The sequence below is a fragment of the Flavobacterium selenitireducens genome (genome assembly GCF_014748335.1).
Classification (GTDB): domain Bacteria; phylum Bacteroidota; class Bacteroidia; order Flavobacteriales; family Flavobacteriaceae; genus Flavobacterium; species Flavobacterium selenitireducens.
Window position 1 is genome coordinate 174,861 of record NZ_JAAVIY010000002.1, and the last position, 13,157, is coordinate 188,017.

9 protein-coding genes are annotated in these 13,157 nt (G+C 48.0%); 7 read left to right on the forward strand and 2 right to left on the reverse strand.

The annotated features are described in order from the left end of the window. The first annotated feature begins 5 nt into the window (after nucleotides 1-5). The 5 genes from HC229_RS04375 (at nucleotide 6) to HC229_RS04395 (ending at nucleotide 3,542) form a co-directional block, all read left to right on the forward strand. Nucleotides 6-677 carry a response regulator transcription factor gene (locus tag HC229_RS04375; RefSeq protein ID WP_191019244.1) on the forward strand — a complete coding sequence of 224 codons (672 nt, stop codon included), beginning with the start codon at nucleotides 6-8 and terminating at the stop codon, nucleotides 675-677. Then, nucleotides 674-1,477 carry an endonuclease/exonuclease/phosphatase family protein gene (locus HC229_RS04380; protein WP_191019245.1) on the forward strand — a complete coding sequence of 268 codons (804 nt, stop codon included), beginning with the start codon at nucleotides 674-676 and terminating at the stop codon, nucleotides 1,475-1,477. Before HC229_RS04375 ends, HC229_RS04380 begins: the two co-directional genes overlap by 4 nt. 67 nt (nucleotides 1,478-1,544) lie before the next feature. Further along, a complete protein-coding gene (locus HC229_RS04385; RefSeq protein ID WP_191019246.1) occupies nucleotides 1,545-2,630 on the forward strand; it encodes a type I restriction endonuclease in 1,086 nt (361 codons plus the stop codon). 176 nt (nucleotides 2,631-2,806) lie between these two features. Next, the gene (locus HC229_RS04390; protein WP_191019247.1) at nucleotides 2,807-3,151 is read left to right on the forward strand and encodes a hypothetical protein; all 345 of its coding nucleotides are present in this window, start codon (nucleotides 2,807-2,809) and stop codon (nucleotides 3,149-3,151) included. A 16-nt stretch (nucleotides 3,152-3,167) separates the two neighbouring features. Next, on the forward strand, nucleotides 3,168-3,542 hold the full coding sequence (locus HC229_RS04395) for a DUF4359 domain-containing protein (protein WP_191019248.1): 375 nt from the start codon (nucleotides 3,168-3,170) through the stop codon (nucleotides 3,540-3,542). A 167-nt stretch (nucleotides 3,543-3,709) separates the two neighbouring features. Here the strand turns inward: HC229_RS04395 and HC229_RS04400 are convergent, their stop codons facing one another. Together HC229_RS04400 and HC229_RS04405 are read right to left on the reverse strand one after the other, a co-directional pair. Next, the gene (locus tag HC229_RS04400; protein ID WP_191019249.1) at nucleotides 3,710-4,738 is read right to left on the reverse strand and encodes a PorP/SprF family type IX secretion system membrane protein; all 1,029 of its coding nucleotides are present in this window, start codon (nucleotides 4,736-4,738) and stop codon (nucleotides 3,710-3,712) included. A 9-nt stretch (nucleotides 4,739-4,747) separates the two neighbouring features. Beyond that, entirely contained in the window at nucleotides 4,748-11,428 is a 6,681-nt protein-coding gene (locus HC229_RS04405) for a PKD domain-containing protein (RefSeq protein ID WP_332871628.1), read from the reverse strand. 403 nt (nucleotides 11,429-11,831) lie between these two features. Between HC229_RS04405 and HC229_RS04415 the strand changes: the two genes are divergently transcribed. Next, a complete protein-coding gene (locus tag HC229_RS04415) occupies nucleotides 11,832-12,659 on the forward strand; it encodes a hypothetical protein (protein ID WP_191019252.1) in 828 nt (275 codons plus the stop codon). After that, nucleotides 12,656-13,057 (forward strand): hypothetical protein, encoded by a 402-nt coding sequence (locus HC229_RS04420; protein ID WP_191019253.1) that lies wholly within the window; start codon nucleotides 12,656-12,658, stop codon nucleotides 13,055-13,057. The genes HC229_RS04415 and HC229_RS04420 overlap by 4 nt, the downstream gene beginning before the upstream one ends. Nucleotides 13,058-13,157 lie beyond the last annotated feature (100 nt).

The following is a 13,157-nucleotide window of genomic DNA, read 5'->3' on the forward strand; positions in this document are numbered from 1 at the left end:
TTGCTATGGATTGTTTCAAAAAAGTTTTGGTTGCCGAAGATTTTGACGGTTTCAATGTTGCCGTGCGCGATGCGTTAGGCATGTTGCAAATCACTGATTCCGAACACGTAAGTTATTGCGACGATGCGCTTTTGCGGATAAAACGCGCGCTTTTCGACGGAACGCCTTTCGACCTCCTGATCACCGACCTCTCTTTCGCGAGAGACCATCGGGAGGTACGAATAGAGACAGGAATGGAACTTATTGCCGCGGCAAGGGAAATCCAGCCTTCTTTGCAGGTAATCGTTTTTTCGGTAGAGAAGCGCACGCATTCTGTAAACTATTTGTTTAACGAACTGGGAATTCAAGGTTACGTGTTGAAAGGACGCGGCAACATTCCCGAAATCAAACGCGCCATCCAGGCCATTTGCGCCGGCGAACGTTATATTTCCCACGACATCGCGCACATCCTGGCCGACAAATCGCTCGACGAAATCGAAGACTACGATTTGAAGCTCATGCAATTATTGTCAGAAGGGTTGAGCCAAGCCGATATTTCCGATCAATTCCAAAAAGAAGCGTTGTCGCCAAGCAGCGTAAGCAGTGTCGAAAAACGAATCAACCGCCTCAAGTTGACGTTGCGCGCCAATAACAATGTCCAATTGATCGCCATCGCTAAGGACCTAGGATTGATATGAGGAAATGTCTCGTCCTTCTGTTTTTGCTCGCGCATTTTTTGGGTTGGACGCAACTTCGGTTGTGCAGCTGGAACGTATGCGATCTCGGAAAGTCCAAAAACGATGCGACAATCGAATTCATCGCGCAGACGCTAAGAAATTATGACCTTGTGGCACTACAGGAAATCGTAGCCGGGCCAGAAGGACCAAAAGCCCTTGCTCGTTTGGCCGACGCGCTCAACCGAACCGGATCGAAATGGGAATATGTCGTGAGTGCGCCAACCCAAGGCGATCGGCAAAAGCGCGAGCGATATGCTTTTTTGTGGAAGTCGTCCCGGGTGATGCTTGTCGGGACGCCGTGGCTCGATCAAAATTTCGCCGCAGAGGTCGAACGCGAACCTTTCCTGGGCACGTTTCGATATGAGAATAACGAGCTTACCATCGTCAACTTCCATGCGATAACCAAGAAACTGCAACCCGAGCGCGAAATAAAATACTTTAAATTCTTTCCCGAAAAATACATCGGTCACAACTTGGTCTTCACCGGCGATTTTAATTGCCCGCAGACGCATTCGGTATTTAGTCCGTTGAAGAAATCGGGCTTTTCGGCGGTTTTCTCCAATACGAAAACGACGTTGAAGACAGCTTGTGTCGACGGAAACTGTACCGCTTCGGAATTTGACAATTTCTTCTATTTTGCGAATCGGATGAGTGTAGAGAACAAAGGAGCCGCTGCGTTCTATTCCACATTCCAATCGCTTAAGGAAGCGCGCAAGATCTCGGATCATTTGCCGATATGGGTGGAATTCCGCTTTAAATAGTTCGCGTTACGGAAAACCGTAAGATATTGATCGGCAGAGTTTTTAGGTTTGGGAAAATACTTTACCGATGGACTTTAAAGATCAGATCAGATTGCTGGGAGAGCGCGTCATAAAGCTCAAAGCCCAAGTACAAACCGAGGAAGCCACCAAAAACGCCTTCATCATGCCGTTCATACGCGAGCTCGGATACGACGTCTTCAATCCGGCCGAGGTCACACCGGAGCTCGTGGCCGACATCGGGATGAAACAGGGCGAAAAGATCGACTACGCCATTTTGAGCAACGGTGAACCGATCATCCTCATTGAATGCAAGCACCACGCGGCTCCGTTAAACGTGAACAACGCGTCCCAATTATTTCGCTACTTTCATACGACAAAAGCGAAATTTTCGATCCTGACCAACGGCATTGAATATAGATTTTACACAGACCTTGTCGAGCCGAACAAGATGGACGAAAAACCGTTTTTTGCATTCAACATCACAGAAATCAAGGACAATCAGATCGAGGAGCTCAAGAAATTCCACAAGGCGTATTACGACTTCAACAATATCGTCAATACGGCAAGCGAACTCAAATATACGTTCGAGCTCAAGAAATTGCTGGACTTGGAATTCAACGAGCCTACGCCCGATTTCGTAAAGCATTTTGCCAAACAAGTTTATCCGGGTCCGATTACCGCGAAAGTCCTCGATCAATTTACGAACCTCACGCGCAAGTCGCTTCATCAATTCATCAGCGACATGATCACCGATCGCCTGAAATCTGCACTTACCAAAGAGGACGAGGCGAATCGGGAGCAACAGGAGTCGCTTGCCGAACCGCAAAAACCGACGGACAGCGTAGTCACGACGCAAGAAGAGCTCGAGGGTTTTATGATCGTGAAAACCATTTTAAGACAGAAAGTCGCGGCGGCGAGGATCGTGCATCGGGACGCGCAATCGTACTTCGCCATTTTGCTCGACGACAACAACCGCAAGACGTTGTGCAGACTTTACCTTAATTCGGGGAAGAAATACCTGGCATTGCTCGATGCACAAAAAAAAGAGCTCAAGCACGAGATCCAATCTGTCGACGACATTTTCAAACATTCCGAAGCGCTGCTGGAAAGCCTTCAGGCGTATGAAAATAAGCCCGCTAATGCAGATGCGTGACTGCTGTAAAATTATACTTACAGCGGGTTGTTCGTTAAGGATAAAAGGCAAACGTTCGTCGAAATCAGCGTTCAAATAAAACCTACTTCACAAGGGTTGTGTTATTTGGACATCAAAAACTTTCCGAATGGACGCCATAAAATGTCCATTCCTTGGTCAAACTTCAAATATGATTAATGAAAACAACAATACTTCCGCGGGCGGGGCTGCTTATTTTTTGGCTGTTCATCGCACTTGCCTGTAAACAAACCGGCCCTGAAACGCCTGCTGGAATCGATGCAACAGATCGTTCATTGATCCTGCCGTTTGCCGAAACTGACACGCCATCAGAACCTGAAAAATCGGAAGCTTCAACAGCTACCGGAAAGGTTTGGGTTTGCAAAAGTTCTGGCGCCAAGAAATACCATTTTAACCGCGATTGTGGCGGCCTGAAACGGTGCACGCACACCATAGAAGAATCTACGGTTAAACAAGCTGAGGCGGTCGGGCTGGGACAGTGCAGCTATAAAAAATGCAGATAAACACATTTAATCCAATATGAAATCAAAGTATCTGATTCCTGCCGCGGCGGCCTTTTTACTATTGTTGGCGGTGCTGACCAATCCGGGTTCCGAAACACATAAAGAATCGGTCCGGGCCGAACTGAAAGCTTATTTTAAGCAAGAAATGAGTGCGCGAGAATCGACCACCGACGAAAACGATTGGGCAAAAGCGGGAGAAGCTTTCGGAAATATTTTCGCCACGGCCCTAATCGATCGGCTCGTCGACAATGCGGTAACTTCTGAAAATTATGTTTTGTTTTCGCTGACAAAAGTAACCTGGGAAGGAAAGGAGAAAAATGTTGGCTTCGGCGCCTTCGGAAACGTTTGGCTTTCGAGCAAACTGAGGGATTTGAAAAACAAAACGGAATAGGGATTCGGGACCGAAAGTCCACGAAAAAGCGTTATTTCGGCCGAAGTGACGCTTTTTTTGGTGCAGTGCAAAGAACCGCGTCGTCGTCGTGTCAATTTCTGCGAACAAAAAAATTTGACACAAAATCGGTGTCATTTTTTTTCCACGTTAAAAATTGACACAAACAATTAACCCTTCACATATCCCGCTTGCCCGTTTCGTTTCAACCTGACTTTGTAGTTGTCGCATTTCGAACATTCGCGGCTCGATTGCCAGACCAAAGTCAATTCGTGCACGCCTCCGGTTCTTCCTATTCCTGAGGTGTTGATGTCATACGAATACCCAAACCGGAATTCTCCGAGATTCAATGTCGCGACAGGATTTACCGAAGTCAGCAAATGCCCCTCGTTGGTTTTGCGCTCGAGATTGACTGCCGAAAAGACGCCCATCGAAAAGCGGCCGTAATCCATGACTGCTCCCAGATCGAACCGGTTGTATTCTGATTGTCTCATATAATTTCCCATAAGCATCAACGTGCTGCCTTCGGGAAGGAAAAAAGACGGAAGGCCGCCAAGATCCCAAAAATATCCGCCGTGAACAGACAAAAACATGTTGAGAGGAACATTCCCGTTTTCGGTAAAGGAAATATCCGGACGATTTAAATGCCGAAGCGACACACCAACCCATGAATCCTCGTTATCAGCTAAAATTCCCGCATTCATATCGAAAAAGCCAATCTTGTTGTTGCGCATTGCTCCAGGATCAACACTTGGCCCATCGATCGTGCCAGTTCCTATGTTGATTTGATCTTCGAGCAAAAGCCCACCAAAGCCGAAATCTTTTCGTCCGTAACCGGCTTCGATCCCAAACCGAATGTGCCAGTCATAACTAACATCGATACGGTAGGACGCCGCCCCATTAAGCTTGAAATAATTGTAGCCTGTAAAAACTTCGCTGTGATTTTGAGCGGTAAGACCGAGACCGAACTCATCCGTCGCCAAATTGCTTACGAACGCATATTGTGTATCGATTCGGCGGTTGTCGTTTGGCCATTGGCGTCGGTGCGCAATTCCGGCATTCCAGGTGTTTGCCGATGCCGTAAAAGCTGGGTTCAACGCTTCGGGAATGTTGTAGAACTGCGTAAAAATCGGATCCTGGGCCAAAACAGCAATCGGCGTCAGCAGTAAAAGAAAAATTATTTTTATGGATGTTGACATGCGCGTGGCTTACTTGATTAGTACAAAAGTTCGGGTTTCAGATACAGTCCGGCCATAAAAGGTTCTAGCGGTAACCTTGCAGTAATAATTCCCGTTTTCGGCTCCGGCGCCTTTAATCGTGCCATCCCAACCGACCAAAACATTGCCCATTTCGCTAAAGATCATGGAGCCCCACGAATCGTAAATTTCGAGTCGGATCGCTTCGAGACGCTTTGAAACCGGACGGTAATTGTCGTTGAGGTTGTCGTTGTTCGGCGTAAATGCAGTGGGTATCGTCAGGAAATAGCCATCTTCGACTATTAGCGTGATGACTTTGGTATAGCGGCATCCAAACGGATACGTGACGGTCTGTACGACAACATAAGAACCTGGATTCACGTAAGTATGCGTCGGGCTGACTTCGCTTGAGAAAGTGCCATCCCCGAAATCCCAAACCACGGTTTCGTAATCGCCTGTGATCGTGCTGTTGAACGCTATTGGATCTTCTATCGAAAAAATGCCGTAGTGTTCATTCCCATAAGAATCCATGTCAAAATCGATATAACCCAGCACCGGAATGTCAACGTTCACCGAATACTGCATCGAACAACCCAATGCGTCAGTTGCCGTCAACATTACGATTCCGTTTGTAGTGGTGTGCATTATTTCATTGTTAACGCCTGAAACCGTCCCACTTGACCATTGCAATTGATAAGGCGGTAATCCGCCCGTGACGCTTGCCACGAAATCTTGGCTGACTTCGTGCGTTTCGCAATTAAAATCGGTTTGGGTCGTAACTGAAATTGCGATCGGGTCTGGACGCAGAACCGAGTACTGGCCGTTCGTGACACATCCTCGCGAATCCGTGACCTCGACGGTGTAGTTGCCATTTGTAAGGTTTGTCAGGTCTTCGGACGTGCTTCCATTCGACCATGCATAGTCGTACGGTGGCGTTCCACCAGCCACCAAAAGGTCGATCGCGCCGCCGTTCGAAGAATTGCAGTCGTCCGCATTATTGATTTGGGCGGAAAGTACAAGGGGCTGAGGCTCGACAATAACAAAACTGCGTTGTATCACGCAAGGTTTCCCATCGGTAATCGTAACGGAATACGTCCCCGCTGATAAGTTATTGCGCGTCAAACCAGCCGGGCTGCCGTCGCTCCATACCAAGGAAATCGGAGCAATTCCTCCAACGAGATTCAGTGCGATGCTGCCATCCTGTTCGCCGTGGCAACTGATTTGAGTCACAACAGGATTCACCGTAAAAATCGGAGCTTCCGGAATATTTATCAACAGCGATTTTACGCAACCCAACGCATCGGTAACAGTAATCGTATAATCGCCTGCCGCCAGATTCGTCTGGTTGAGTATCGTTGCCATATTGCTCCAAACAAAAGAGTAAGGTGCAATTCCTCCGCTCAAATTCACTGTAAGATTGGCGTCGTTCGCTCCGTAGCAGGTAATTTCCGATGCGGTATACGTTATCAGAATTTCAGGATTTTGAGTAACCGTAGCAGTTAATGTCGTCTGACAATTATTGGCATCGGTCACCGTCAAAATATAATCTCCGGCAATCAGATCCGCAATGTTTTGATCAACACTCGTAAATCCATTCGGGCCAGTCCATGCAAATTGATACATGTTTGGATTGGTCGCGATCTGAGTTCCACCTGCGACCGCAACGGAAAGTGCGCCCGTATTGGCTCCAAAACATTCTATGTTAGTTTGGGCTGAAACCGATGCAACCAGCGGCTGAGGTTCTGTAATCGTAAAAGTCATCATGATCGCCGGACAAGCGTTTTGATCGGACACCGTAACCTCGTAATTGCCAGGCGCCAGTCCGATAAGATTTTGGCTTGTCGAGAATGGAGCCGTGTCTTTTGTCCAATTGAACGTATAATTTGGCGTTCCTCCGATGATGGCGATAGAAATCGCACCGTCCGATAAACCGTTGCAGGTGACGTCGGTTTCGGACGAAGTTAAGAATTCCAGTTGAGCCGGTTCGGAAATCGTGTACGTGTCCGAAAAAGGACAACCGCCTTCGTCGATGATCGTCACCGAATATTGTCCCGGAGCAAGGTTTGAGATGTTTGCATCGGTAGCAATAAATCCATTCGGCCCAGTCCAGGAATAGAGATATGGCGAACCGGTCGGAAACGGAATTCCACCAACGACATTTGTGGTGATCGACGCGGTATTCGCACCAAAGCACAAGTTATCGTTGACCGTTACATTCGGACTGATCGCAGGATTTACGGTTACGACAACTTGAAAAGGCACGCCCGGACAATTTCCGGAAAGCGGCGTAACATTGTAGGTAACCGTCGCGGCGGATGTAGTAACGTTCACAAGTTGCTGGCTGATGTTCGTCTGCGGAAGCGTTTGTGCCGAACTGCCGGTAATCGATCCGGAAGGGGAAACCGTCGGTGAGGACCAAGTAAATGTAGTTGCTAACGGAACGATGTCGCTTCCTTCGGATGTCGGCGTGATCGTAAAATTGGCCCCGCTACAAATCGTTTCGGTTTTATTTGAAATTATCGGATTCTGGTTGATCGAAATCTGCACGGCATTCGTACTCACACTCGAGCAGTTGCCTGCCAAATCTGGAAACGTCACCGTGGCATAGTAATAAAAGTCGCCAACGATATCGTTATCCGGAACATAGGTGGCTGATGTCGCGCCACTAATTGCGCTTCCGCCGACATTTGTCGCCGTAACATTCGAAAACCACTGATACGTCGCATTTCCTACGCCATTGATCACCGAAAAGCCAAGAGCGGAAACCGATTGTCCGCTGCAAATTGTTTGAGATGCCGGCTGGGTTGAAATCTGCGGTGCAGGGGAAACCGTGACCGCGGCAACTTCACTCTGTGCGTTGCAGCTCGCGCTTGTCGCTTGGCTGACGATACAATAGTAATACATTGTCCCGGTCGTGTTAGTTGGGGGAGTTATCGTCGGATTCGTCTCACCCGGAATAGGCGTACCTGAACCGTTTGGAGTCGGTGATTGGAACCACTGGTATGAATAGTCCGTTCCGATTCCGCCAGTAACTGCAACAGAAAGCGGCGTCGCATTCTCATTCGGACACAAGGTTTGCGACGCAGTCGGTTGAGCTGTAACAACTGGATCCGCTACAACGGTTACTTGGGCTATCTGGCTCGTCACGGGCGCACATCCGCTCGCGCTCAATTGTATCGAGACATAATAATAGTAGATTCCGGGAGTCGTAAACACCGCGGGCGTAAACGAACTTGAATTAGTTCCAATAGCCGTTCCTCCAGATGGATTCGGAGAGTTCGTCGAATACCACATATACGTCGGCGTTCCTGTTCCGCCTGTGTATGTCACTGTAAGCGGTGACGGCAATGTGCTTCCGACGCAAATCTGTTGCGAAGTCATCGGTTCAGCCGAAATCGTCGCGCCTGGCGTAACGATTATAGTCGCCACTTGGGTCGAAATCGTGGCGCAGGATCCTGTTATTCCGGAAAACGTGATTGCACAATAGTAATAAAATATTCCGTCTGCGCTGGAAGATGGTGTGTACGTTGCAGTTGTGGCGCCCGGAATTGGTGTTCCGCCGGAATTAGTGTTTGTCGTATTTTCAAACCATTGGTACGTTGCCGCTCCTTGTCCGTTTGCGGTAGTAAAGGTCAGGGCTGCTATTGTTCCGCCAAGGCAAACCTGGCTTGAAAGCGGTTGAACCATTACGGAAGGAGAAGTGTTTACCGTCACGACGGACACCGAACTTGTCACCGAACAGCCCGAAGTCGCCTGACTCGCGACGCAGTAATAATAAACTGTACCGACATTGGTCGTTGGCGGATCGAAAGTGGGATTTGTCGCGCCGGGAATCGGGATGCCGTTTGCCGTGGAATTTGTAGGGCTTGAGTACCACTGATAGGTGAAAGTTGCGGCCGATCCGCCGGTTGCCGCGGTTGTGAGGAGTTGAGGCGTTGCGTTCTGACACAAGATTTGGGAAGCAACCGGCTGAGCGGTAAACGTCGGATCCGGAAGCACTTCAACGTGAGCGACCTGGCTGGTGGCATTTCCGCATCCGACGCCCGAAAACGTGGCAACCAAGTAGTAATAATGGTCTCCCGCAGCATTGAAATTCGACGGTGTAAACGCGGCCGAAGTCGCGCCAGGAATGGGATTTCCGCCTGAATTCGAATTTGTTCCGTTGGAGTACCATTGATAGGCAGGTGTTCCCGTCCCGCCCGAAACGGAAGCGGTCAATGCCGAAACCGTTCCTCCGACGCAAATCGTTTGGGAGGCTATTGGCTGGGCCGAAACCTGTGGCAGCGGGTGCACCGTAATTTGTGCGACGGCGCTAGTCAATGCCGAACATCCGCCGGATCCCAACGACGCGATTACATAATAATAAACCGTTCCCGCAGCTGTTGTTGGAGGCGTAAAAGTTGAATTTGTCTGGCCTGAAATGGGATTTCCGCCTGTGTTTGAATTCGATATGTTAGAAAACCATTGATACGTTGGCGTGGCCGAACCTGCGTTTATCTGAAAGCCCAACGGATTGGCAGTTCCATCCTGACAAAGCGTTTGGGGCTGAGGCTGGCTTGTGATAGTTGGTGCCGGAGTGACAGTAATAACGATCGTGACGGGCGTTCCGAGACAACCCGCTGTCGATGGCGTGACGACATAGGTTAAAGTTCCGGTTCCCGTGCCCGAATACATTAAAGTTTGCGCGGGAATTATCGCGCTCGTTCCGCTCAATTGCGCACCCGTGACGCCGCTTGATTGTGTTCCAGTCCAACTGTATGTGGTGTTTGGTAAAGATGAAGCCAAATTGATCGCGGCGGTAGAGGTTCCCGAGCAAATCGTTTGGTTCAAACTGGAATTCGTGATTGTCGGGGACGCACTAACGGAGAACGACTGTGTGGCGGTGGTTGAGCTTCCGCATTCATTGGAAACCGTTAGTGAAATTGTGTAATTTCCGGATGTCGAATAAGAAATTGGACCCGGATTTTGTGCCGTTGACGAACTTGGTGTGCCGCCGGGAAAACTCCAGTTATAGTTCAGTGCACTGATGGCCGTGGTCGAACATGAAGCGACTACCGCTTGGGGCGTTATGGTTCCAGAACCGCACAGATTGGAGACGGTATTGATCGACGCAGTGGGTGGTTTTTTGACGGTGACGGATTGGTCAACAAAAGTGGAACCACAGGAATTTGTTGTCGTTAATCTGATTGTGTACGTTCCAGGTTCAGTAAAATTAAAACCCGCGTTTGTCGAAGTTTGACTTGGGATGTTTACGGTAGAGGTCCCACAAAATCCTGAAGTATGAACAACAGACCATGTGTTTGTAGCGGTTCCACAAACCGACGTCAGATTCGTCGTATTCGTCGCAGAAACTGAAAGCGGCGCGCAGCCGGTATTCGTGTTAAGCGTGAATTGAGGTAATAGCGGGGCCGAAACGCAGATAGTCTTGACTTCGGTGTCGATACCGCATTTGTTGGCGATTTTAAGGGTTAATGTGTACGTGCCAGGCAAATTAAAGATCAGACATAAATTGGCCGATCCGGGAAGCCATTCACCGGGATCGATTGAACCAAAATCATTTCCTAGATTACTCCCGGCCGACAACGTGAAACCAGTAGAAGGAGATATATTCCAAACTCCCGCCGGACCAGAACACTGACCACCAAGAATTTGATTTCCTGCAGAAGTGTTGTTTAGGCAGACAGTATTCCCTGTGCAAGCCCCATTCGGTACATCGAAACTTGCTTGCGGCATCGCGGAAACATAGATTGGAACAACGCCAACGGAGGATGTTGCACAAGGGTTCGAGGCAACGATGTTTGCGGAAAACGAATTTGGATAACTATTGCTTCCATCGGAACTATTTGTTCCACACGACGAGATATTAAAAGTGTGGGAGACGTTTAAAGGTGGAGGATGATTAAAAACCTGAGGGGGCGACCCATCGTTAAATGTAACTGTATAAATTGTTCCTGTCGGATTATTGGCCGTCCCCGTTATTGGAAAAGTCAAAGTTTGATTTGAACAAACATCTGTATTTCCAGGATTTCCTAAGCCTACCGCTGGATTGTTGCCGATGAATACAGTATATGCGCGGCTTTTTGAACATCCATTAGTCCCGATTATTGTATAGGTTAAGGTATAAATGCCCACCGCATATGGATGGGTCAATGTTGTCCAATTCGTTCCTGTAAAATTTGGTGAATTATCGCCCCAATTGATGGTGTAAGATTGATTTGTAGCTGTCGTAGACGATGTGTTTGTAAAATTAAATGTTGTGCTTCCATTGGAACAAACTCGGAAAACTGGGAAACCGTTAAATGTTGTTCCCGCGCCAGTTCCGCCCATTGTCGGATCGGGAGAAAGTGAAACTTGATAAGAACCAGTCCCAGTGACATTTTGAGACTCGCCATCGCTGTCCTGAACACTTGTTAAAGTATAGGTCGTTGTGCCGGTCAAGCTAGTAGTCCCACTTAGTGTAAAAACTCCGGCCCCATTTGAATTTCCGGTGGTCTGAGGCGCGCCATTATTTATGGTATACGTAAAAGTATAAGGCGCGTTCCCACCACTTCCCGTAAAGGTAATTGTCGGTCCCGGGCTATTCTGACAAAATGGACTTCCTGAACTAACAGCAATCGTTGCAGACGGGGGCAAAACGTCAGCTTCAGCAATCCATCCAAAACATAAAAAAGCGAATAGTAGAAAAATCCTCATAGGCGAAAAAATTAGATGCAAACGGTAATGACGCTTTCCGGCGGATACAATACGGCGTAATGCGTATTTTCCCGTCGGAAATCATTTTTGAAATCCCGGCAAAACCGAAAAATAAAACTGTAATGAAATTTGTTTGGTCGGCAAATGTAAAAATTTTCACTTCACCGCATCGGTTAAACATGTTTTCCTTGCGAAAGTAACCGCTTGCCTAAGATTTGTCTTACGGAATACCATAATCGACGCAAAAAATAAGATGGTAATGAAACCTTTTGCAGCATGATCACCATTTATCGAAAACAATGCTTGGGACAAATTACAATAAAACACAACCCATAATTTGTTCAATACCAATTACTTTAGTTTCTCACACGCAAATCTATAGCGAACTTTCCAAAAAAAAACCATGGAAGTTCCTCAGCTCGAAGCCATCCAAACCGTCCTGACAAAAATCCTCGGGGCAAATACCAGTTATTGTTATGAGAACGACAATGAGTTCAATGTGTTTGGCCTGAGCGGAATTGGGCGAGCGCAACATCGGCTGGGCATATTGATCGTTTCGGATAACGACGCGACCTCGCTTCCTGGTCAGATTTCTCAGGAAATCGAGGCCGCGTTCGAATGCGAAATGCCCATTGCGCTGCTGTTGCACAAACCAAAATCCTTACAAACCAAATCCCACGACCAACGCTGGTTTTTCGACCAGGTGATGCGATTCGGATATAGGATGACGCTGGACCATAAAAACCCGCCTTACCTGAACCAAACGGGATTTCCGCAACGCGATATTCCAGGCGCCCGTCAATATTGGGACAAGTGTAGCGCCCTGGCCAACCAGTATTTCGAAAGTGCGGTCTCAAGCGAAAGGCTCGACGTAGAACTGATTAAAGTAGCGATGCTTTCGACCGCCATGGAATTTGTCGCATTGGGATTGATACGGGTATTCATCGGCTACACGCCCAATCGCCACAGTCTGAAATTTCTGTTCTCGATCACGGGTGCCTTCACCGACATACACGAAAAAATATTTGAACCACATACGGAGGTCGGCCAAAGATGCCTGAAACGACTTTACGCGTCTCCCAACATGTTGCGCCATTGGAATGAACTGAAAATGGACGAATCAGACTACGCGTTTCTGGAAAGCACTTGTGAACGGTATCTGACGGAAGCCACGCAACTTTCACTAAACGAATTACAACGACTCGAAACAATCAAACACAGCAACTCATGACAACTGCAGGATTAACGCTCGCCCCGGAGTTTTTGGCACTTGCCGCCGATCATTTCCGGTTACTAACATCAGAAAACCTCAAAAAAAAGCAAGACACCGTAGAACTTCGGCTTTCAGGTTACAGCGATGTCATGTTTTTGATAGCCGATATCGTAAAAGTTTCGCTCCTGGCTTTGAACAAAGGAGAAAACAGCGATTACCCATTCATTCCTGATCCCGCCTCGAACGTAAGTGGCGTGCTCTCGGTGATCCTCGATTTACTTCCGTATGAAGAAGCGAACCTGCTCGATAAGATCCGAGGTGCCGTTCCCGACCATGGTGGCGCACAAGAAGAAGATTGGGATTTTATATCGCAAAGCATCAGGCTTACGGCTCCTGCGAGTCTATCAAACGAATAGACCATTGGAGTGGGCGATTCATATATGGAAGAGGATATTGGATGAAGTCGTCGGTGCGTCGAACATTTACGTTATTGATAGACAAGTTTTTAATCATGTT